This is a genomic window from Halarcobacter anaerophilus (genome assembly GCF_006459125.1).
Classification (GTDB): Bacteria; Campylobacterota; Campylobacteria; order Campylobacterales; family Arcobacteraceae; genus Halarcobacter; species Halarcobacter anaerophilus.
This window is the reverse complement of the sequence record NZ_CP041070.1, coordinates 335212-358058: the sequence shown is the minus strand read 5'-3', so window position 1 is coordinate 358058 and position 22847 is coordinate 335212. Positions and strand designations below refer to the sequence as shown.

The window sequence follows — 22847 nt, the reverse complement described above, 5'->3', positions numbered from 1 at the left end:
TCAAATATCATCTATCTCTTTTACGTAAGAGCCTAAAAATTTTATATTTTTACCGTGTTTATCAAAAATCTTTTTAATATTTTCATCATTTCGGTGCCCGTCAAAATCAATAAAAAATATCGATACTCCCTCAACAATATGAGATTTTATTTTTGTTAAGTTTATTCCCTCTTGGTCAAACTCTGTCAGAAAATCAACTAAAGTTCCCGGCGTATTAGGTAACTTAACTAAAATTGACGTTTTATCGTTTCCTGAAGGAGCATTATCAAAATCACTTATTATAAAAAATCTTGTTCTATTATTATCAATATCTTCAATATTTTCAAATAGAATCGGAAGATTATAAAGTTTAGCTCCTACATGAGAACATATTGCCGCACTGTTTGGTTCGCTTAACGCAAGTTTTGCAGCTTTTGTAGTTGATTCTACGGGAATATGTTCAATCTCGTCTAATCCGAAATTTTCTAAAAAATTATGACATTGATCAAAAGCAATATCTTTTGAATATATCTTTTTTATATCATTTACTTTATCACAAGTTGAAGCAAAAGTATGATGTATATCCAAAATTACCTCAGCAATAATTTTAAGATTATAGCTGCTTAAACAGTTAATTGTATCACTTACAATACCGTTTGAGGAGTTTTCAATAGGAATTACTCCGAATTTTGCTTTTTTGGTGCTTACTTCTCTAAATACACCTTTTATAGAACCTATTGAAATATAAGAACTCATAGCACCGAATCTAGCTTCTGCCGCTTGATGGGTAAAACTTCCTTCAGGTCCTAAATAAGCTATATTTTCAGGTAACTCAATATTTCTTGAAATTGCAAAAATTTCTAAAAACAGAGCCTCTATTGCTTTTTTATTTAATCTTCCGCCTTTATTTAATGAGACTAATCTATTAATAATGGCTTTTTCTCTTTCAGGTCTATAAATAGCTCCACCGCTTTGTGCTTTTACAACACCTACTTGATGAACTAATTCCATTCTTTCGTTTATAAGTTCTAAAAGTTGGTTATCTATTTTATCTAATTTATCCCTTAGTTCTTTTAAACCCTGCTCTGTCATATCTCACCTTTTTTCAAACTTGCTAATATTTCACTCATATCATTGAAAATTTTATCCGGCAAATCTTTTTTATCTAAAGTATTTACAATCTCTTCTTTAGATTTTGTTTTTCCGCTTAATACAAGATTTGTTTTCATTTTTAGAGCTTTTGCCCCTAATAAATCTCCAATCATATCATCGCTTATTACGGTAATATTCTTGAAATCTAAATCTATAAGTTTTCTTGCTTTTTCATAGAATTCAAAACTCGGTTTTCCCACCGTTTCATAATCCTTATTCACCGCAAACTTAATCATGCTCATTATTGCACCGACTCCGGGATATCTTTTCCCCTCTTTACTGTAAGTCGATGTTCCGTGCATTGCTATTAAATCATCTGTTTTAAAAGCACATTCAATCATCTTTGCATAATCTTCGTTTGTATAATCTTGCCTGATTGAAACAATCAAAGAATCAAAATCTTTAAAATCTAATTGATATCCCATTTGTTTTAAAACTTCCAAAAATTTGTCAGTTCCGAAAGCTGCAATCTTTTTTGTTTTAAGAACCTTTTTTAAGATATAAAAAGGATCAATATAATTTTTTATATCAAAACCTTTTTGTTTTAACTCTTCAATAAAATCTTCACTTTTATGTTTGCTGTTATTTGTAATAACAACATAGGGAATATTGTTATTATTTAAATATTTGATAAATTCACAGGCACCTTTTATAGGTTTTTTAGCAATATCATCTATTAAAGTACCTTGAACATCTATAAAAAAACCTTTTTTCATAAATTTAGTTTATAAACTCCTCTTCTAATGCAATTATATCTTCAAATGTTTCTCTTTTTCTTATAAGTTTGTCAACACCGTTTTGCACTGCTATTTCAGCTACTCTTCCTCTTGTATTGTAGTTGCTTGCCATTGTAAAACAGTATGCTCCCGCACTGTAAATAGCTACTAAATCATTATGTTTTGTTTTAGGCAACTCTACATCTTTTGCAAAAAAGTCTCCGCTTTCACAAACCGGACCTACTAAATTACACAGACTTAACTCTTTATTATCGTTTAGCACTTCTATTTTATGATAAGCATTGTATAAAGAGGGTCTAATTAAATCATTCATCGCTCCGTCAACAATAACAAATCTTTTTTCACCGTTTATTTTTTCATATAAAACTTTTGTAATAAAAGTACCTGCATTTCCTACAATAAATCTTCCAGGTTCACAAACAACCGTTATATCAAGACCGAACATTGTTTCTAAAATTGCCTGTGCATACTCATTTGTATCAATAAGTTTTTCCTCATTGTAAATAATACCCAGACCTCCGCCCACATCCATAAAAGAGAGTTCTATTTTAATAGCTTTTAGATTTTTCACTAAATCGGCAACTATTTTTACAGACTCTTTAATAGGCTCTAATTGTGTTAATTGAGAACCGATATGACAATGAATCCCCACAGGTTCAAGATTTTCAGAATTATTACATTGAATATACATTCTTTTTGCCGTATCAATATCGACTCCGAATTTATTTTCATGCAATCCTGTTGAAATATATGGATGAGTTTGAGGATCTATATTGGGATTAACTCTAATAGATATTCTTGCTACTTTTCCAAGCTCTTTTGCAATTAGTTCCACTCTGTCAAGTTCTGCGGCACTCTCTACGTTTATCATCAAAATATCAAGTTCAAGTGCAGTTCTAATCTCATCATCTATTTTTCCAACACCTGAAAAAATGATTTTATAAGAAGGAATACCTACTTTTAAAGCTCTTTTAACTTCACCGATACTAACACAGTCTGCTCCCGCTCCAAGATTTGCCAAATGTTTTATTACAGACAAATTTGAGTTCGCTTTAACGGCATATGCAATTAAAGATTTTCTTGCTTTAAAAGCTGTTTTTAACTCATTATATTGATTTGAAATATAATCAAAATCATATACATAATACGGTGTTTGATATTTGTCTGCCAATTTTTTAAAATCTATATTCATCTTTTTCCTATACTCTTTTTAAAATTTTAATTTAAAATTTCACTAAATCTTAAATAAAAATTTTTTATTTGAATAATCATAAAGCTTTCGCTTTATGACTATTTATCCGTTCCGTTCCAAGCAATTTTAGGTTTACCGTCGGTAAAATCAACAGCAGGCATTCCCATAATATTGTAACCGCAGTCTACATAATGAATTTCACCTGTTACGGCACTACTTAAATCACTAAGTAAATACATACCTGAATTTCCTACTTCATCAGTTGAAACATTCTTTTTAAGAGGGGAATGAAATTCATTCCATTTAAGCATAAATCTAAAATCACCGATTCCAGCAGCAGCTAAGGTTTTAATTGGACCCGCACTAATTGCATTTACTCTAATTCCGTCTTTCCCTAAATCTTCCGCAAGATATTTTGTAGTCATATCTAATGCAGCTTTTGCTACTCCCATTAAGTTGTAGTTTGGAATATATTGTGTTCCACCGTAATATGTTAATGTTAAGATAGAAGAACTTTTAGACAATAAAGGTTTCAACTCTCTTACGACTTCTATAAGTGAATAAACCGAAATATCCATAGCTATATCAAATGCTTCCTTTGAAATATCCATAAATCTTCCGGATAATCCGTCTTTTGGTGCAAATGCAATAGAGTGAACGATAAAATCAATTTCTCCTAAATCTTTTTGTAAAGACTCTTTTAATGCTTTTATTTCTTCTGGTTTGCTTACATCACAAGGATATACCAAATCTTCACTTCCAAATTCAGCTGCTATTGGTTCAACTCTTTTTTTCAAACTGTCGTTTAAATATGTAAAAGCGATTTTTGCTCCTTGAGCCGCACATTGCTTGGCAATTCCGTATGCAATTGATTTATTATTTGCAACACCTAAAATTACACCTTTTTTACCTTCCATTAACATCTTTATAAATCCTTTGTATTTTCTATTATTTGTTTAAAATCTTCTGCAACCCAAGATGCAGTACCTATTAATGCCCCGTCAACACTATTAATTGAACAAATCTCTTTTACGTTTTCAACTTTTACGCTTCCACCGTATAAAAGCGGTTTGTCTATTTTTTTCTTTATTGCTTCATGAACGGCTTTTATATCTTCATTTGTAGCACTAACGCCTGTTCCTATAGCCCAAACAGGTTCATATGCTAAAATAAGATTTTCATAATTTGTATCTATGTTTTCAAATTGTTCATAAAGATACTCTAAAGTCTTTTCTAGTCCTAGTTTTTTTACCTCTAAAGGTTCTCCTATACAATAAACTATCGTATATCCAAGCTCTTTATAGAAGTTATATTTTTCTGCTATTTGCTTTTGTGTCTCTTTTAATATATGTCTTCTTTCGCTATGCCCTATTAGAATAGTTTTTATTCCAAATTCATCTAATTGCTGCGTTCCTATCTCACCTGTAAAAGAACCTTTTTCAACAGGGTAGGCATTTTGAACACCGATTTTCAAATTTTCTGAAATTTCAAAACTGTCAAGTGAAGTTGCAGTCGGAAAAATCATTATTTCATTTTTAATACTATTGCTTTTTATAAAAGAGTCAATCTCTTTTATAAAAGCAGCTGTTGATTTTCTTGTATGGTTCGTTTTAAAATTAGATGCGATAATTGCCATATTTATTCCTCTAAAACTAAAGCTTTAACACCCGGTAAAACTTTTCCTTCTATTAGCTCCAATGAAGCTCCACCACCCGTTGAGATAAAAGTCATATCTTCTTCATCTCCTGTTACTCTAACTAAATCGGCAGTATCTCCACCGCCTACTACAGTTGTTGCATATGATTGTGCAACGGCATTTGAGATTCTTGTACTTCCTTTTGCAAATTTTTCCATTTCATAAACACCCATCGGTCCATTCCATAAAATCGTATTTGCATCACCTAAAGCAAGTCTGAACAGTTGCGCCGTTGCCGGTCCTATATCAAGGCCCATCCAGTTTTCAGGAATCTCTTGTGTTGTAACAAGTTTTGCTATAGCTTCTGCGTCAAAAGCTTCTGCTGCAACTACATCAACAGGCAAATAGAGTTTTACACCCAGCTCTTTTGCTTCATCAATAATTTTTAAAGCTTCAGGAATTAAATCATCTTCAACTAAAGATTTTCCTACTTCATAACCTTGTGCTTTTAGAAAGGTAAATGCCATTCCTCCGCCTATTAAGATTTTATCAACCTTTGTAATCAGATTATGTAGAACTTCCAGTTTTCCTGATACTTTTGATCCTCCGACAATTGATACAAATGGTCTTTTTGGATTTTCTACTATATTATGGAAAAATTTAATCTCTTTTGCAAGTAAAAAACCTGCTGCTTTATGTTCTATATCAAAATACTTTGTAATCGCTTCAACAGAAGCGTGAGCTCTGTGAGATACTCCAAAAGCATCATTAATATAAATTTCAGCCATAGAAGCTAGTTTTTTTGCAAATTCACTCTCATTTGCTTTTTCACCTGCTTCGTATCTTAAATTTTCAAGAAGCATAATTTCACCCGATTGCAGATTTTTTGCCATTTCCAAAGTATCTTCATCTACAACGTTTTTTGCCATTTTTATATCTTGTTTTAGAAGAGTATGTAATCTTTTTGCTACAGGTTTTAAAGAGAATTTTTCTTCACCTGGTTCTTTTGGTCTACCGAAATGCGAAGCTAAGATAATAGAACAATCTCTATCTATACAATATCTGATAGTATTCAATGCACTTCTGATTCTTCTATCATCGGTGATATTATTATACTCATCCATAGGTACGTTAAAATCACATCTTATAAATACTCTTTTACCGTCTATATCAATATTTTTAATCTCTTGAAGTTTCATTGCCATTCCTTATTTATTTGATACAAAAACAGCCATATCGACTAATCTGCTTGAATATCCCCACTCATTGTCATACCAAGTCATAACTTTTATCATATTTCCGTCAATTACTTGAGTTAAATCTGCCGCGATAATTGTAGAGTTTGTATTTCCTACTAAATCAGAAGATACCATCATATCATTATCAACCGCTACTACTCCTGCCAACTCTTCTGCTTTTGCTTCAAATAGTGCGTTTAATTCCTCTTTTGTAGTTGGTTTTGAAATTATAAAATTTACATCAACCATAGATACGTTTGGAGTCGGAACTCTTACGCTTTGCCCATGTAATTTTCCGTCTAGTTTGGGCATAATAAGTTTCATTGCTTTTGCAGCACCTGTTGTTGTAGGTATCATATTAAGAGCCCCTGCTCTTGATCTTCTTTTATCTTTTTTATGTTTTACATCTAAAATATTTTGGTCATTCGTATATGAGTGGATTGTTGTCATCAAACCTTTTTCAATCCCGAAAGCATCATCAATTATTTTAGCAACAGGTCCTAAGCAGTTTGTTGTACAAGATGCGTTTGAAATTATTGCTTCACCTTTATATTGGTCATTATTTACTCCCATTACGTAAGTCGGCGTATTTTCATCTTTTGCAGGTGCACTCATTACGACTTTTTTTGCTCCGTTATCTAAATGCACTTGACATTTTTCTTGAGTTAAATATGCTCCTGTGCACTCTAAAACAACTTGAGCTCCGCAATCTTTACTGAAAGTCAACTCTTTTGCATCTCTTGTTGAATAAAGTTTTGCATTGACTTTTCCCATTTTTAAAAATCCGTTTTCAACTTTTACTTCACCGTCAAATGTTCCATGTACTGTGTCATATTTTGTAATATATTCTAACATTTCAGGTGTGGCAGTATCATTTACAGCAACAAGTTCAACATCATCTCTTTTTTCTATAATTCTTGCTACACATCTACCTATTCTACCAAATCCATTAATTGCAACTTTAACAGCCATTTCTTCCCTTTTGTAATAATAAAATTGGTGGATATTTTATCAAAATATTGCTATAATATTATTTAATCATATTTCAAAGGCTATTTTAGGTGCATATTGCAATTTTCGGTGGAAGTTTCGATCCACCCCATATAGGTCATCAGACAATTGTCAAAAAAGTTTTGAAAAAACTTGATATTGATCTGCTAATTGTAGTTCCTGCTTATTTAAATCCTTTGAAAGTACGGTCTTTTTTAGATGCAAAGTTACGGTATAAACTTCTTAAAAAACTTTTTTCAAAAAAAGAGAAAGTTATTGTCTCTTCATATGAGATAGATAAACAAAGAGCTGTTTATTCAATAGAAACGATTAAACATATAATTAAAAAATATAAGCCTGAAAAATTATATTTAGTAATTGGAGCTGATAATTATAAATCTTTTCATCTTTGGGATAGTTACGAAGAGATTGAAAAGCTGGTCACTTTAGTTGTTGTGACAAGAGACGGAATAGAACAACCTAAAAAAGACGGCAAAATAAAAAGACTTAAAGTCAATATAAAAATCAGTTCAACCCAACTTAGGAATACTTTTAATTTGGAGTATATACCTAAAAAAATAAGAAAAGACATAAAAAAAATTTGGCATAAAAAAGGTAAAGTTTGAATAAAAGAGTAGAAAAAATAAAATCAATTTTAAGCGATAAAAAAGCTGAAAATATTGATATTATTGATTTAACGTCAAAAGAGTATATTGTTGATTATGTTGTTATTGCAACAACTTTAAATCCAAAGCATGCATTTGCACTTTTAAACTATCTAAAAGCAGAATTAAAACCTCTTGGTGAAGAGTTTTTAAGAGTAGACGATGATGAAAACTGGACAATTATAGATTTGGGAGATATTTTCATCCACTTAATGAGTGAAAAACATAGAGAGAAATACTCATTAGAAGAGTTTTTAAGCGAATTAGAGAATAAAAACAACTAAAATAAAAGGTTAAAACCTTTTATTTATCTGCTGCGGGTCTTCCCGACAAGAGTTTATTATAATTACCTGCTGCATCTTTTGCACCACCCATATAACCCGTTGAAATTGCTATTCCTAGCAAGATTATAAGAATAATTATAAACCACTTCATTACATCACCTCTTTTTCCTTTATTCCTAGAATATTTAAAGTTACTTTAATAGTTAAAGCACAAAGACTTAAAACTTTCAAATATTTATCTTCCTCTGCACTTCCTACAATCTTATACTGATTGTAAAATCTATGTATAGAAGACGCTAAAGTATAAAGATAATCAGTAATCTTTTGCATATCTCTTTTACTAAAAGCCTCATCTAAAACAGACGGTAAAAGTAAAGATTCATAAACAAGATTCAAAGCCTCTTCATTTAGATTTTCATATGAAATATCTAAAACATCTTTCGGTGTTTTTCCGGCTTTTTTGAAAACTTGGTTTATTCTAGCATATGCATAATTAATATAAAAGATAGGATTTGAACTATCTTGATTTTTTAACATATCAAGATCAAACTCCAAATGCGTATCACTTTTTTTGGTTAAGAAAATAAATCTCAAAGCGTCCGCTCCAACCTCTTGAGAGATATCACTCATTAAGATTACGTTACCTGCTCTTTTGCTCATTTTATACGGTTCTCCGCCTTTTAAAAGCTGAACCATTTGAGAAAGCAGTATTTCAAGCTTTTTAGAATCTTCACCTAAAAATTCTAAAGCAGCGTGTACTCTTTTTATATATCCATGGTGATCTGCACCCCAAATATTTATGTAATGGTCATATTTTCTATCAAATTTATCTTTATGATAGATAATATCACCTGCTAAATATGTAGGTATTCCGTTTTCTCTGACAACTACTCTGTCATTATCATCTCCGTGAAGGGTAGATCTTAAGAATAGTTTGTCGTCTTTTTCATATAAAGAACCGTTTTTTAACAAAACTTCTTTTGTATCTTTCCATAAATTATAAAGTGATGCTTCAGAAACAAAATTATCAAATTTTATTCCCACATCATTTAAATCAGATACAATAATATCCATTACTATGTTTTTTGCAAAGTCCGCCATTTCTCTATATCTTGACTCATCATGGAAAATATCTCCGCCGTATTTGTCATAGATTTTTTTTGCAATATCTACAAGGTAATCGCCTCTGTAATAGTTTTCGGGATATTCAACTTCTTCATGCAAGATAAAATCTCTTCCTGCTAATGATACTGAAAGTCCCAGCATATCCATTTGAGCACCAGCATCATTGATATAATATTCTGTTGTGATTTGATACCCTAAATGTCTACCGACTCTTGCCAAAGTGTCACCTAAAACTGCACCTCTTGCATGTCCTATATGTAAAGGTCCCGTAGGATTTGCACTTACATATTCAAGAAGTATTTTCTCTTTTTTAGTCTCTTCTTTTGCAAAAGAAGAACCTTTAAGAAGTGCCTCTTTTGATTTTTTTTCCAAAAATAGATTAGAGAGTTTAAAATTTAAAAAGCCTTTTACTGCTTCAACTTTTTCAAACATTTCGTCATCAACAAATTTTGATGCTAACTCCTGAGCTATTATCATAGGAGATTTTCTAAACTCTTTTGCCAGCGAAAAAGCAACCGGCGTTGCAAAATGTCCCAATGAGACATCTTTAGGTTTTTCTAAAACAATCTCTTTTTCTAAAATATTTTCAATATGTTCTTTTACTTTACTTTGCAATTATCTTCTCTTATTTATACAGTTTTATTTTCTTTTGGTTCTTCTTCTTTAGCTTCCGCTTTTTTCTCTATCTCTTCTTTTTTTTCAGTAGAAGCACTCTCTTCATCATCTTTTACAGCTTTTTTGAAGTTTTTAATACCGCTACCTAAACCTTTAGCTAATTCAGGAATTTTCTTTCCACCGAATAACAATAATACTACTAGGGCAATAATTACCCATTCAATACCACCTGGCATACCCATTTCATATCCTTAATTTCTAATTTTTGGTAAATATTATATCTTTTTGAAGCTTAAAAAAAATGACTTAAATCAAATTAAGTTATTTGCACTCTTTACTTAAGAAAAAAATGTATTAGTTTATATCCGCTAGCTGCTGCTAAAATAGTTCCAAAAAGATTTAAAACCATATTAGTAATACCTAGAAAAATTGAATTTTGTAAAAGGAAGAAACTCTCAATAGCAAAAGTTGAGTAAGTTGTTAATGCCCCTAGAAATCCTGTTGTTAAAAAAGCTTTTATTGATTCACTAAAAGTAAAATGTGCAAAAACGGCAAATAATATTCCAATAACAAAACTTCCTATAACATTTACAAGCAATACTCCAACAGGAAACTCTAAAGGAACATGTTTATTTGCAAAATGAATTGCATATGCTCTTGATATTGCTCCTAAAAATCCACCTGTTCCAATGGCTAGAAGAGTTTGCCATGAGATAGCCATTATTTCTCCATTTCTTTGTTATAAACGGCATTCATATCTTCTTCTAATTTTTCAAACCAATCACTTTTTTTATCTGCTTGAACCGGATCTAAATATATTACTTTTACTCTTCCCGGAGTCTGTTTCAAACTTTTTGAATCTAAAATATTTTTTGTATTTATGATTATTGCAGGTTGAACTTTTAGATTAAATTTATTTGCAATCATTTTAGCACCGGGTTTAAACTTAAGCATCTTTTTGCCTGTACTTCTTGTACCTTCCGGGAACATTGCTATTGGTCTGCCTTTACTTAATCTATCTTTACAATCTTTTAATAAAGCAATAATACCTGCTTTGTCTTCTCTGTCAACAGATATCATTCTAGGAGCTTTTATTATATGTCCGAAAAAAACAAGATCGGTAATCTCTTTTTTTGCTATCCATGCTAAATTTCTTGGATGAATATACTCCATTACGATAATATCCAACAGACTTTGATGATTTAATATCACCATATCGCAAGTCGTATCAAGTTTACCCTCTTGTTCTAATTTTATTCCAAGAAGAAACATTTGAATTTTCATCCAACCTTTTATTACTTTATGGGTATGATTCCTAAAAGTATACATTAGAACGATTACAATTCCAACCGTAATTGAAAATTGTATTAAAACTACAAAACCTCTAATTCTTGATAACATCTTCTTTTTTCACCCATCCAATAAAATTGTTTTCGCCGCTTTTAAACATAATTTTTATAAATCCGCTTCTCTCTTTCATATCTTCAACAATCATATCGCTTGGAACTTTTTTAAAGATAGTTGAATTTTTAGTCGGCAATATGTAGATAACACTGTTTGCTTTTAGTCTAACTGTTTTGTTAGGAATAGCAGAAAATACAAAAACTATTGTAAAAATCAAAAATAGAATTAAAATATAATATTTTCTTTTCCAAATAAACAAAATTAAGAAAAACATAGCAAGAACCGCTACTATAATTTTTTTATAAAACTCAAAACTTGAGTTGTTTGGATTTAGATCTGTTTGCGTACTTACCAATTCTTCGGTAAAGACAACAGGAACTTCAATTTTTTCTAATCTTTTTTTATCTGTATTATAGTAGTCAAATATGATATTTTTTTTATGAATCGGGATTACTGCATAATATATAATATGCTGATTCGGATATTCATCTTCAATTACCGTAAAGCCTTGATCTTCAATACCTTTTAGATAGAAATCTTCCAAATTTGATTCAAAAGCATTTATGTCTAAAATGGTTAAAGCCTCTTTATTTGTATATTGTTTGGATTTTGATCCTAATAAAGTAAGATTTTTTGCAATTACGTTTGAAAATCTTTCATCCCCTTTTGCAATCTCGGAAAAAGTCATTTCAAGAGGTTCTAAACTTCTTGCTTCGACCAAATTATCACCGTCATATAAAAAAACTGTAATTTTAGGCATTTTAAAATTTTCTTCATATGCTTTAAAATAAAACTTATTTATATATGTATTTCTATTATCCGATGATTTTACCCATGATTCTTCAGCATTTAGAGGAGTCATATTTATATCATCGGAAAATTCGGTTTTAATTGAATCGAAATTTGATCTTGTAATTAAAGCTTTTACTTCAATTTCAAAACGTTGATTTTTATAAATATGTTTAGGGTATTTTAAATAATTAAGATAGAGATTTTTGGGAATATTCGGTGTATTTGCCGTAGGAATCGACACATCTTCTTGATTACTTGAAGCTGCAAAAGCGGAACTCTCCTCTTTTACAAATTCATTTGCAAACAAAGATATACAAAAAACAAGAAGAAGTGCTAATACTTTTTTCACTATTTCAAAAACCCTTTTAACATAAGTTCTCCGTCAGCACAACCCAAAAGATCTTCCATTGCTCTTTCAGGGTGAGGCATAAGTCCAAAAACATTTTTCTCTTTATTACAAATTCCTGCTATAAAAGATACTGAACCGTTTATGCTCTCTTCTTTTCCCTTTTCATCACAATATCTTAAAATAATTTGATTATTCTCTTCAAGCTCTTTTAAACCCTCATTATCTATATAATAGTTACCGTCTTGATGAGCAACGGGTATATTTATAATTTGATCTTTTTTTAATTTTGATAAAAAGATATTATCATTGTTTATTACTTTTAAGTGATTAAATTTTGAGATAAAATTCAAAGTGCTGTTTCTTTTCATAGCTCCTGGAAGAAGTCCTGCTTCTAAAAGAATTTGAAAACCGTTACAAATTCCTAAAATTTTTCCTCCCTTAGCGGCATACTTTTGAACAGAATCCATTATATTTGCAAATCTTGCAATTGCTCCGCTTCTTAAATAATCACCGTATGAGAATCCTCCGGGAATTACTAAAAGTTCCGTATTTTCAGGAAGTTCTTTCTCTTTATGCCAAATAATCGACACATCACATCCTAGTTTTTCAAAAGCGTATTTAGTATCATACTCACAATTTGTACCTGGAAATTGTAATACAGTTACGTTCATAATATTAACCTACAATTTCAATTTGGTAATCTTCAATTACAGTATTAGCAAGAAGTTTTTCACACATTTTTGTAACCTCTTCTTTTGCCTCTTCTTCATTTAAAGCATTCAATTCCATAATTATTTGTTTACCGATTCTTACATCTTTTACTACATCTTTAAATCCTAATGTATCTAAAGCATGATGAGTTGCTTTACCTTGATCATCTAGTACACCTTGTTTTAATGCTACATTTACGATTGCTTTCATTTATTACCTCAATTTATATTTTTGCGATTATATCTAAATTTGCCTTATTAAAATTAGGTTAAAAAAGGATTTCCTTTCTTAGCCTATTTACTTAATCTCTCTTTTATTGTACTGTACCCGTTTAAAATCTCATCTTTAATAGAAGCAGGTACTTCTACATCTAATTTTTGACCTGGTTTCAAATCTTTTGCTTTCTCTTTCCAGCTGTTTTTCTTAGCAAAATTTCTAAGAATTTGTTTATCCATTGAGATATAATTTCCCGCTTCAAAATTTTCAAGAGATATAAATCTTGAACTTTCAGGAGTTAATACTTCATCTCCTAAAACCCACTCTCCTTTTGAATTAACAAAAATCTCAAATTTAGTATCAACTACTACAATGCCGTTATCATGAGCATATTTAGTAAAATCTTTAAAGAGTTTTTCAAGACTTGATACGATTTCGGGAAAAGTTTCTCTCACTTTTGCAGAATTTAAAGGTTCGTCTTTAAGCCCTTTTGTGGTAGGCGTAAAAATAGGTGTCTCAAATTTATGCCATTGAGAAAGATTTGAAGATAGTTCTAAACCATAAGGGTCTTTACCGTTTTGACATGCTTCAAACAGTGAACCTGTAAGATAGTTTCTAAAAATCAGCTCAAATTGAACAATATCTCCGTCAATTTCGGCTTCTAAAGGTTTACATAGTTCCATAAGCTGGCATCTTGGATATATTTTTAATTTTTCATCTACGTTTTGTGATAAAATAGCTGTTCTAATTCCAGACTCTTTTGCAAATTTTGCACCGCTGTTAGAGATTGCAGTTTGTAAAATACCTTTCCCTTCAATCTCTAAATTTAAAGGAATATCAAATACAGAACAACGATCTGTTCTTACTAATAAAACTTTTGCTTCTTCTCCCGGGCAAGTGTATAAATCGGCATTTTTACCTATATAAAATAGATTATAACCTAACTCTTCTAATTCAGAAATACCTTTTTGTGATGTAGTTTTTTTTGATTTCGGCCAAAGACCAAGCTCTACAATATCACTGATTTTCATTTTTATTTTTCCTTTTGAAATTATTCTTATTTTATAATTATTAAACTTTTTAAGATACCTATTCCGACAGTTAACTGGTTATCTTTTGAGATATCCTCTTTTGTCAGAACTTTACTATCTTCTTCCTCTTTTTCTTTTACTTCTTTACTACCGTTATCTTTTTTTAATTCAACTTCCAAATGTTTTTTTAAGTCTGCCTCTTTAATTTTAAATTCAGAGTTTTTCTCTTTTACAGCTTCTCCCGCATAAGCAAGAACATCCGGAGTAATTCCTGTTGCTTGTATAGTTCTTCCGCTTGGAAGATAATATTTTGCAACTGTCAATTTTATATTTTCAGATCTGTCTTGTGTTATAGGTAAGATTGCTTGAACAGAACCTTTACCAAAAGTTTTTTCTCCAACGATAATTGCTCTTTTATGATCTTGTAAAGCTCCGCTTACAATTTCAGAAGCTGATGCCGAACCACCGTTTACAAGAACAACAACAGGCACTTTTGTTACCGTAGTTGAAGGTTTTGCATTAAATTTTTCTTCATCTGTTACATCTCTACCTTTTTGAGAAACAATAACTCCGTTATCTACAAAAAGATCTACTGCTCCTATTGCCTGAGTTAAAAGTCCGCCCGGATTATTTCTTAAATCTAAAATTATCCCTTTGGTTTTAGGGTTAGCTTTTATCTCTTTTCTCATTGTAGTTGTAACATTTTTATCAAAACTTGCTACTCTGATATAAAGCAAATCTTCATTTTCAATATTTTTTGCAAAAACAGATTTGATTTTTATAATATCTCTTACAATATCAATTTTTATAGGTTTGTTTTCACCTTCTCTAACAACAGTTAAAGCTATTTTTGTTTTTGGTTTTCCTCTCATCAAAGACACAGCTTCGTCTAGCGTCATATTAAGAGTCGATTTATCATCTATTTTTAGGATTATATCTCCTGGTTCAACACCTGCTTTATCTGCCGGAGTATCATCAATAGGTGAAATTACCGTCAATGCCGCATCTCTCATTCCTACAGTTATACCTAAACCGCCGAATTCTCCGCTTGTTTGAATACTCATCTCTTTTGAAGATTTTTTATCAAGATAAGTCGAATGGGCATCCAACTCTTGCATTAAACCTTTTAAAGCCTTGTCTACAATCTCTTCAAGCTTTATATCATCCACATAATATTTTTCAACTGTGCCTATAACTTGAGTAAGTTTTGACAAAGATTCAAATCTACTTTGATTACTCTCTTTAGCCTCCTCTTTTGCGATTACAGATTGTGATAAAACAAGCAAAAAAGATGCTATCAAAAAAAACTTATTCAATTTTTTCATTTCATACCTTTTATTTATTATAAGAGCTTGAATTATATAAGATTTTATATAAAAGTAAGGTTTTATAATTTTTTTAGTATGATATTGTCTAATTTTTCAAGAAGGTTTTGAATGAGTCTAAAAGATAATGTAGATTATGTAAAAGAGGAATTAAACAGTGAAGAGAAATTTCTCGAAAGTTTTGTAAAAGTAGAGAGATTTTACAACAAGAATAAAATTATAATTATCACTGTAATAGTTGTTTTGATTGCTTTAGTTATAGGTTTTTATATAAGCAAGTCTGTTAATGCATCAAATAAACTTGAAGCCAACATTGCTCTTAATAAAGTTTTACAAAATCCTAAAGATAGTGCTGCTTTGGAGACTTTAAAACAAAAAGATGAAAAACTTTATGAAATAGCACAATATTTAAATGCAAAAGATGAAGGTAAAACAGTTCAAGTTGATATCAAGTTTTTAAAAGAGATTACTGAATATGAAAAAGCATTAAAAGAGAAAAATATTGAAAAACTCAATGAAGTTTCAATGCAAAACGATTTTTTACTAAAAGAGTTTGCAATTTTTAACAAAGCTTTAATACAGACACAAAACGGCAAATATGAAGATGCAAAAGCAACCTTGAAGTTGATTCCTGCTGATTCAAAAGTTAATGATTTAGTTAACGTACTTAAACACTATTTAGCAACAAAATAAAGGGATAATATGAAACAACTATTTTTCTTACTTCCACTACTGGTTATCTTTGCTGGTTGTTCTAGCAAAGAGTATTTCGAGCCTGAAAATACTGCGGGAGACTATGATAATACAAAAGCCTACTTAGAGGGTGATATTGTTTATATGAACAGAGACGGTGCTACTTTAGATAGCAAAGAGATAATAACAAAAAGAGGCGTTTCAAAATTTAAAATTCCTGAAGGGTATAAATTTTTAAATATCAGTGACGATAAAGTAATTACTTCTAATTATAAAGATAGCGTAATGCTTGATAAAAAAGTTATCAAAGTAGGAGGAGTTGTAGTTGCTGCTTCGGTAAAAGAGAATAAACTTGCTATGCTTTTTTCAGATAACTCAATTCAATTGTATGATCTAGCTTCAAGTAAAATTCTTCTAAAAGAGTATTATCCTCACTCATATGTAAATGATACTAGAATTGCAAACCCTTATTTTATGAGTAATATTATTTTATTTCCTACTTTAGACGGGAAAATTACGGTTGTTGCAAATGAGAATAACAAAGTTATCAGAAATATTGTTGTTGATGCGGACGGTCAATTTAACAATATTATTTTCTTAGATGTAATTAACGACACTTTAGTTGCGGCAACAGCAAATAAAGTAATCTCTGTGGGAGACGGTGTACTTAACTTAAAAGATTATAGAGTTAGAGATATAATTTCAAAAGATAACTATATTTATATAGCTACAATAGACGGGCAAATTATTAAAACCGATATCTCTTTAAATATTATAAATAGAAAAAAATATAAATTTGCAAAAGTTTATGCACTTGCATACGGAACTTCATTATATGCTTTGGAGTCTCAAGGTTATTTAATCAATATCTCTGATGATTTTAAAACAGATACTATTTACGATTTCTCTTTTGATAATGAAAAAAAAGTTATTGCATTAGGAGATACAATCTATTATGATGATGAGTATATTATTTTAAAATAATATACTTTTTATCTATCTATTTAATCTCTTCGTGACTATTATTAAATAGAACTTTAGAAAAACAAAACTATGGATTTGAAAAGCAACTTAAAGTACCTACTACTTATCTCTATAATTTCAATATCTGCTTTTTTTACTATTAACTACTTTGTAGAACTTAAAGTCGATTCCATAAAAAAAGATAAATTCAGTACTATTTCAAATAATGTAAAAATGCTGATCGATCAAGCAATAGAAGATAAAATCTATTCAACTCTTAATCTTGCCATATCAATATCGGAATATGCATCATCCCATAAACTTTTATCCAAACAAAATAAAGAAGAGTTAAAAAATTTAAAAAATATATCTATGAAAATAGAAAAAAACAGTAATTTTAGAAACCTTTGGATTCATGTTGTAGATGCAAAAGGTATAAGCAGATATAGAAACTGGTCTGAAAAAAGCGGAGATTATCTATTAAACGTAAGAAAAGAGTTAATTCCTTTATTAAAAAAACCCAAAATAGTAAATTTAATAAGTGTCGGAATTTTTGATATCAGTTTTAAAAGTATTGTTCCTATTTATGAGGGCGAAAAATTTATGGGGTTAATTGAAACAATTACAAAATTTAATTCAATAGCAAAAAAATTTCATGAAAAAGGGATAGATTTTCTTATCTTAGTTGACAAAAAATATAAAAAGCAAATAAAAAAACCTTTCAGCAAACTTTTTATTGACGATTATTATGTAGCAAATATAAATGCTAAAAAAGAGCTTCTTAATTTGACAAAAAATAATCTGAGTGAATTTCTTAATATAAAAAACTATGAAATAAATTCTAATAAGTTTATAACAAGATATGAAATAAAAGATTTTAAAAACAATGAAATGGCAAATGTTCTGACATTTCAAAACTATAATAAAATTTTTCTAAATGAGATTCAAAGTTTGGAAAACTCTTTGAGAATTATAGGATATTTAAGTACTTTAATCATAATAGCCATTTTTTCAACATATTACTATTTTAATAAATCAAAATATGCAAAAACTTTGGAAAAAGAGGTAAAAAACAGAACAAAAGCATTAAATCAATTAATAAGAAGATATAAACAGTTATTTGAAGGCTCAAGAGCAATAAAAATAGTAGTAGACCCCCAATCCATGAATATTTTCGATGCAAACAAAGCAGCACTTGATTTTTACGGCTATTCAAAAGAAGAGATAAAGAAATTAAAAAGTAGTGATATTAATATCAATATAAAAGAGAATGAAAATATCTTTAAAGATATTTTAAAAGAGCAGAAGAATATTTTTTATTTTAAACATAAACTGGCAAACGGTAAAATAAGAGATGTGGAGGTTTACTCTTCATTAATAGATGTTGATAACAAAAAACTTATATACTCAATAATAAGAGATATAACAGAAGAGCTAAAATTAAAAAAAGAGTTTGAAGAGAAACAAAAACTTTTTTATCAACAAGCAAAAATGGCATCAATGGGTGAAATGCTTGAGAATATTGCACATCAATGGAGACAACCTTTATCTACCATAACAACAGCAGCATCGGGAATAAAACTAAAAAAAGAGTTTGGACTTCTTGATGACACTTTTTTTAATGATTCAGTAGGAATTATAATCAGATCTGCAAACTATCTTTCCCAGACCATTGAGGATTTTAGAAACTTTTTTAAACATAGCGATAATAAAGAGAAGTTTCAAATATCTACTGCTATTCAAGAATCATTTAATATATTAAGATTAAAAATCAACTCTAATTCGGTAAAAACTTATCTTAGAGATGATTCAAAGGTTATTATAGAAGGATTTAAAAATGAATTTATACAAGTCTTTTTAAATCTTATAAATAACAGTATTGATACTTTTAAAAATATGGAAGATGAGAATAGAATTATTTTAATAAATATTGAAAAAGTAAAAAACAGTGTCGAGATATCTTTTCAAGACAGTGCAAAAGGAATTAACAAAGATATAATTGATAAAATCTTTGAACCTTATTTTACTACAAAACATAAATCCCAAGGAACGGGAATCGGTTTATATATGAGTGAACAAATCATAAATAAACATTTTGACGGCAGAATCACAGTATGTAATGCCGATTTTGAATTAGATTCAAAAAAATACCACGGTGCGAAATTTACAATAACCTTACCTTTATCATAAAGAACGGATAACTCTGTTTCTACCCTGCTCTTTTGCTTTATACAAGAGTTCATCCGCTTTATGCAGAATTTCATCTATTGTTTCATATTTTGACTGTTTGAACACTGTTCCTACCGAAACTGTAAATTTAATACTGTTCTGTTTTACTTCAATTGAAGTAGAGCTGCATTTTTCTCTTATCTTTTCAGAGATTTGCTCTACGCTTTTTTCATCTTTTTCAATTATAGAAATAGCAAATTCTTCTCCTCCTAATCTTCCGAAAACCATGTTTTTATCTATGATTTCAGAAACTATTTCACAAAATTTTATTAAAACTTTATCTCCTACACTGTGTCCGTATCTATCATTTATTTTTTTGAAATAATCAATATCCATCATCAAAACGGAAAAAGAGAGATTCTCTTTATTTGATTTTTTTAGCAGTTTAATACTCTGTTCAAAAAAGTTTGCCCTGTTTCTTATTTTTGTCAAAAAATCTGTATTTGCCAATTTGTAAAGCTCTTTGTTTTTACTCTTTAATGTTCTGTATGCTCTTGTTAACTGGTTTGTTCTTTTTTCAACTTTTTCATTAAGAATTATATTTTGATTTATTATCAGTTTTTGATTTTTATAAATTACTATAAAAACAAAAAGTAAAATTATTGAAGAGATAAAACAGAATATTAAAATCGTTTTTTCACCTTCTGCTATAATTAAACTATTGTTTGAAAGTTGCAAGGTTAATGCAAACTCGTTTTTAAAATCATAAAAGTCTATAAAACTGATAATTTTCCCTTTACTATTTTGAGAAAATACTTTCATTGTTTTCATATTTTCAAAAGAGATGATAAAACTATTTTTATGATTTTGCGTACTTTTATCTAAAATTTTTATTTCATTAAAGAGTGCTTTTGAATCTTCCAAAAGAGTCTTTTTGTCTAAAAATTTAAAAGCTATTATATGACCTCTTTTTTCACCTTTAAAATCACTTTGTAAGATTGTTGATTTAACGACGAAAAAAGGTTTTGAATTATAATTTAGAAGAGTTGAAACCTCATCTTCATTCTCTAATTTTTTCATAAGAAACAGTTCAAACTCTTTTTTAAAAAAAGAGGAAAAGCGATTGTTTTTATTATACTTTGAATATACTACATGCCCGTTTGTTTTTACAAACAATATTCCGTCTATTCCCAAATCTTTTAGAGTATTTGAATCCTCTCTGAAGTTGTTATAGATATAGTTTTTATTGGCATTTGAGATAAAATCATAAGTATCATCCCATTTTGCATAATCATTTATAATATTTCTTAAATTTGAGAGTTCGTTATCCATCATCTTTGTAAAAGATATAATACTGTTTTTATTATGTTTCTGTTCAAGAGAGATAAAATCGTTAATAAAAAATTTATAACTTATCACTGCTAAAACAGTTACTAATAAAAGGTAAGAAAAAAAGAGTGAAAGTAGATTTTTTTTTAGATTATCTGAATTCATACTATTTAACCTCCTCTTATAAAAACTCTTTTTTTAGTTATTTAGATTTTTATTGGCAATGTTTTCAATTAAAACCGTTGCATAAGAACCCTTAGGAAGGGTAAAATTTAAAGATAATATTTTTTCATGACTATTATAACCTATTTTTACATTTTTTGGAAAAACTATCGCATCACGTCTAAATCCTTTTTCCTGAATATAGATATCATCGAATTTCTCTTCAATTTCTCTTGCTTCATTTATACTTCTAAAGACTTTTCTTCCCGGAAGCAAACCTGTAGGAACTATTTTTTTTAAATGAAAATCTTCCATAATTTTCTCATTTAACTGTTTTGGAGTAAAAAACTTATTATTTTGAGTATTTCTAAAAACATCTCCTTTTAAAAGTTGAAACTCTTTTTGACTTAAGTTTAACCTTTTAACTAGCCATGCATTGAAAAAATTACTTTGATACAAAGAAATCAACATTTTTGCTATTTTTTTATCTTTTATTACTAAATCCTCATAAACAAGAGATTTAGCTTTTTTTATATTCAAATCTGCTTCTTTCCCGAATCTTTGAAATCCAAAATAGTTGGGCATTCCTATTTTTGCAATTTGATTTATAATTTTTTCTATTTTCCCTATATCTTCGATTTTTACTTCATGAAGGTTTATTTTAAAACTGTTTGAAATCAAATCTCCTATATTCAACTTGCTGTTATGTAAAGTAGTCTGCAATATCTCAATATTTTTTGCTTTGAATTTTTTCAGCTCTTTTGAGTATTTTTTGGGTATTGAAATATATTGGGTAGTTGTTGCATTTTTATCTTTTAATCCTGCATAACCTATCTCATTTTCATAAATCTTTAACTGTTTTGAGAGTTTTTCTATTAAATCCCAGGTTCCTAAATTCTTTTTTTTTATTTTTGCAATAATAAAATTACCTCTGTTTGAAAACTCTATGGGATTTTCTTCAACAATAAAATCATTCTCGTTTTGAAAAAATTGAAAATCCAAAGGTTTATGTTTTTGTACAAACTCTCTTTTTACCATCTTAATTCTTTTTTTAAATTTTAGGTATTATATAATCATTTATCATTTAAAAGGCTTATTATGGATATTAAAAAAATTGAACAGATAATTAAAGATTTTTCTGCAAATAGAGACTGGGACAAGTTTCATAATCCTAAAAATCTGGCAATGGCTTTAAGCGTAGAAACTTCGGAATTAGTAGAAATTTTCCAATGGCTTGATTTTGAACAAGCAGCAAATCTAAGTGAAGATAAAAAAGAGCATCTAAAACAAGAAGTTGCAGATATTGCCGTTTATTTACTTAGAATATGTATGCACTATAATATAAATTTGGAAGAAGCTATTATAAAAAAAATGAAATTAAATGAAAAAAAATATCCCCTCTTTGATAAAAGCGGCAAAAAAATTGAGTACGGAAAAAAGAACTAAAGGCTTAAAATGAAAAAAATATATCTCGCAGGACCTGATGTTTTTGAAAAAGATTCAATCCAAATAGGTAAAAAATATGTTGCACTTTGCAAAAAATACGGTTTTGAAGGACTTTATCCTCTTGATAATGTTATAGATTTTGACCAACCAAAACAAAAAATTGCCCAAGATATCTTTTTGGCAAATAAAAAACTAATTGAAAAGTGCGATATAGTAATTGCAAATTTAAACTCTTTTAGAGGAAAAGAGAGTGACAGTGGAACCGTTTGGGAGTGCGGTTATGCTTTTGGCTTAAAAAAAGAGGTTTACGGATATATCTCAAAGAAAAGAACTTATATAGAACAATTTGAAGAAAAAGAGAAAATAAGTATTGATAATATTACATATGATATGAAAAATAGAACTATAGAAGATTTTGGTTTGCCTTTAAATCTAATGATTTCATGCTCCGTCAAAAAAATTATAGTAGGTGATTTAGAAAAGGTATTAAGAGAGTTATGATACAATAATTTACAAAATTTTTACTTTTTCAAGGATTTTTTATAGAAACAAGAAAAGTTTTAAAAACTCTAAAATTAAAATACACACTATATTTTTTTATATTATCAATATTAACCTATTTAACCCTTAATTTTATAACAAAC

The 22847-nt window shown here is 29.2% G+C and carries 26 protein-coding genes; 7 read left to right on the top strand and 19 right to left on the bottom strand.

Annotated features, from left to right (window positions below):
- The 7 genes from pheA to gap all read right to left on the bottom strand — a co-directional run bounded on the left by pheA (position 1) and on the right by gap (position 6906).
- Positions 1–1071: a chorismate mutase gene (gene pheA, locus AANAER_RS01815; protein WP_129081517.1), complete on the bottom strand. Its 1071-nt coding sequence runs from the start codon at positions 1069–1071 to the stop codon at positions 1–3.
- On the bottom strand, positions 1068–1847 hold the full coding sequence (locus AANAER_RS01810; RefSeq protein ID WP_129081516.1) for an HAD-IIA family hydrolase: 780 nt from the start codon (positions 1845–1847) through the stop codon (positions 1068–1070). Before AANAER_RS01810 ends, pheA begins: the two co-directional genes overlap by 4 nt.
- A 4-nt stretch (positions 1848–1851) precedes the next feature.
- Positions 1852–3060 carry a diaminopimelate decarboxylase gene (gene lysA, locus AANAER_RS01805; protein ID WP_129081515.1) on the bottom strand — a complete coding sequence of 403 codons (1209 nt, stop codon included), beginning with the start codon at positions 3058–3060 and terminating at the stop codon, positions 1852–1854.
- Positions 3061–3158: 98 nt separating this feature from the next.
- Positions 3159–3983, bottom strand: coding sequence for an enoyl-ACP reductase FabI (gene fabI, locus AANAER_RS01800; protein ID WP_044416489.1), 825 nt, complete (start codon positions 3981–3983; stop codon positions 3159–3161).
- Between the two features lie 2 nt (positions 3984–3985).
- Entirely contained in the window at positions 3986–4696 is a 711-nt protein-coding gene (locus tag AANAER_RS01795; RefSeq protein ID WP_129081514.1) for a triose-phosphate isomerase, read from the bottom strand.
- 2 nt (positions 4697–4698) lie between these two features.
- Entirely contained in the window at positions 4699–5895 is a 1197-nt protein-coding gene (locus tag AANAER_RS01790; RefSeq protein WP_129081513.1) for a phosphoglycerate kinase, read from the bottom strand.
- 9 nt (positions 5896–5904) lie between these two features.
- Entirely contained in the window at positions 5905–6906 is a 1002-nt protein-coding gene (gene gap, locus AANAER_RS01785; RefSeq protein WP_129081512.1) for a type I glyceraldehyde-3-phosphate dehydrogenase, read from the bottom strand.
- Positions 6907–6995: 89 nt separating this feature from the next.
- Between gap and nadD the strand changes: the two genes are divergently transcribed.
- Both nadD and rsfS read left to right on the top strand, forming a co-directional pair.
- Positions 6996–7550 (top strand): nicotinate (nicotinamide) nucleotide adenylyltransferase, encoded by a 555-nt coding sequence (nadD, locus tag AANAER_RS01780; RefSeq protein WP_129081511.1) that lies wholly within the window; start codon positions 6996–6998, stop codon positions 7548–7550.
- A complete protein-coding gene (rsfS, locus tag AANAER_RS01775) occupies positions 7547–7873 on the top strand; it encodes a ribosome silencing factor (RefSeq protein ID WP_129081510.1) in 327 nt (108 codons plus the stop codon). The genes nadD and rsfS overlap by 4 nt, the downstream gene beginning before the upstream one ends.
- A gap of 19 nt (positions 7874–7892) precedes the next feature.
- Here the strand turns inward: rsfS and AANAER_RS15120 are convergent, their stop codons facing one another.
- The 10 genes from AANAER_RS15120 to AANAER_RS01730 all read right to left on the bottom strand — a co-directional run bounded on the left by AANAER_RS15120 (position 7893) and on the right by AANAER_RS01730 (position 15441).
- Positions 7893–8024: a hypothetical protein gene (locus tag AANAER_RS15120; RefSeq protein WP_267884012.1), complete on the bottom strand. Its 132-nt coding sequence runs from the start codon at positions 8022–8024 to the stop codon at positions 7893–7895.
- The gene (argS, locus tag AANAER_RS01770) at positions 8024–9613 is read right to left on the bottom strand and encodes an arginine--tRNA ligase (protein ID WP_129081509.1); all 1590 of its coding nucleotides are present in this window, start codon (positions 9611–9613) and stop codon (positions 8024–8026) included. Before argS ends, AANAER_RS15120 begins: the two co-directional genes overlap by 1 nt.
- A 14-nt stretch (positions 9614–9627) precedes the next feature.
- A complete protein-coding gene (locus AANAER_RS01765) occupies positions 9628–9855 on the bottom strand; it encodes a Sec-independent protein translocase subunit TatA/TatB (protein ID WP_129081508.1) in 228 nt (75 codons plus the stop codon).
- 92 nt (positions 9856–9947) lie between these two features.
- Entirely contained in the window at positions 9948–10334 is a 387-nt protein-coding gene (crcB, locus tag AANAER_RS01760) for a fluoride efflux transporter CrcB (protein ID WP_129081507.1), read from the bottom strand.
- Positions 10334–11014 carry a lysophospholipid acyltransferase family protein gene (locus AANAER_RS01755; RefSeq protein ID WP_129081506.1) on the bottom strand — a complete coding sequence of 227 codons (681 nt, stop codon included), beginning with the start codon at positions 11012–11014 and terminating at the stop codon, positions 10334–10336. The genes crcB and AANAER_RS01755 overlap by 1 nt, the downstream gene beginning before the upstream one ends.
- Entirely contained in the window at positions 10998–12158 is a 1161-nt protein-coding gene (locus AANAER_RS01750; protein WP_129081505.1) for a hypothetical protein, read from the bottom strand. The genes AANAER_RS01755 and AANAER_RS01750 overlap by 17 nt, the downstream gene beginning before the upstream one ends.
- The gene (purQ, locus tag AANAER_RS01745) at positions 12158–12829 is read right to left on the bottom strand and encodes a phosphoribosylformylglycinamidine synthase I (protein ID WP_129081504.1); all 672 of its coding nucleotides are present in this window, start codon (positions 12827–12829) and stop codon (positions 12158–12160) included. Before purQ ends, AANAER_RS01750 begins: the two co-directional genes overlap by 1 nt.
- A gap of 4 nt (positions 12830–12833) precedes the next feature.
- A complete protein-coding gene (gene purS / locus AANAER_RS01740) occupies positions 12834–13079 on the bottom strand; it encodes a phosphoribosylformylglycinamidine synthase subunit PurS (protein WP_129081503.1) in 246 nt (81 codons plus the stop codon).
- A gap of 83 nt (positions 13080–13162) precedes the next feature.
- Positions 13163–14116, bottom strand: a complete 954-nt coding sequence (locus AANAER_RS01735) for a phosphoribosylaminoimidazolesuccinocarboxamide synthase (protein WP_129081502.1) — start codon at positions 14114–14116, stop codon at positions 13163–13165.
- A 26-nt stretch (positions 14117–14142) separates the two neighbouring features.
- The gene (locus tag AANAER_RS01730; RefSeq protein ID WP_164969327.1) at positions 14143–15441 is read right to left on the bottom strand and encodes a S41 family peptidase; all 1299 of its coding nucleotides are present in this window, start codon (positions 15439–15441) and stop codon (positions 14143–14145) included.
- Between the two features lie 111 nt (positions 15442–15552).
- On the opposite strand from AANAER_RS01730, the gene AANAER_RS01725 reads away from it, so the two are divergent.
- The 3 genes from AANAER_RS01725 to AANAER_RS01715 all read left to right on the top strand — a co-directional run bounded on the left by AANAER_RS01725 (position 15553) and on the right by AANAER_RS01715 (position 19287).
- Positions 15553–16134 carry a hypothetical protein gene (locus AANAER_RS01725; RefSeq protein ID WP_044416514.1) on the top strand — a complete coding sequence of 194 codons (582 nt, stop codon included), beginning with the start codon at positions 15553–15555 and terminating at the stop codon, positions 16132–16134.
- Between the two features lie 9 nt (positions 16135–16143).
- Positions 16144–17118 (top strand): hypothetical protein, encoded by a 975-nt coding sequence (locus tag AANAER_RS01720; RefSeq protein WP_044416515.1) that lies wholly within the window; start codon positions 16144–16146, stop codon positions 17116–17118.
- A gap of 69 nt (positions 17119–17187) precedes the next feature.
- Positions 17188–19287 (top strand): ATP-binding protein, encoded by a 2100-nt coding sequence (locus tag AANAER_RS01715; protein WP_129081501.1) that lies wholly within the window; start codon positions 17188–17190, stop codon positions 19285–19287.
- On the opposite strand, the gene AANAER_RS01710 is transcribed toward AANAER_RS01715, so the two are convergent.
- Together AANAER_RS01710 and AANAER_RS01705 are read right to left on the bottom strand one after the other, a co-directional pair.
- Positions 19282–20760, bottom strand: a complete 1479-nt coding sequence (locus tag AANAER_RS01710) for a sensor domain-containing diguanylate cyclase (protein ID WP_129081500.1) — start codon at positions 20758–20760, stop codon at positions 19282–19284. The genes AANAER_RS01715 and AANAER_RS01710 overlap by 6 nt on opposite strands.
- A 33-nt stretch (positions 20761–20793) precedes the next feature.
- Entirely contained in the window at positions 20794–21795 is a 1002-nt protein-coding gene (locus tag AANAER_RS01705; RefSeq protein WP_129081499.1) for a tRNA pseudouridine(13) synthase TruD, read from the bottom strand.
- A 60-nt stretch (positions 21796–21855) separates the two neighbouring features.
- Between AANAER_RS01705 and AANAER_RS01700 the strand changes: the two genes are divergently transcribed.
- Both AANAER_RS01700 and AANAER_RS01695 read left to right on the top strand, forming a co-directional pair.
- Positions 21856–22203, top strand: a complete 348-nt coding sequence (locus tag AANAER_RS01700; RefSeq protein WP_129081498.1) for a nucleotide pyrophosphohydrolase — start codon at positions 21856–21858, stop codon at positions 22201–22203.
- A gap of 9 nt (positions 22204–22212) precedes the next feature.
- Positions 22213–22704: a nucleoside 2-deoxyribosyltransferase gene (locus AANAER_RS01695; protein ID WP_129081497.1), complete on the top strand. Its 492-nt coding sequence runs from the start codon at positions 22213–22215 to the stop codon at positions 22702–22704.
- The last annotated feature ends 143 nt before the right edge of the window (positions 22705–22847 follow it).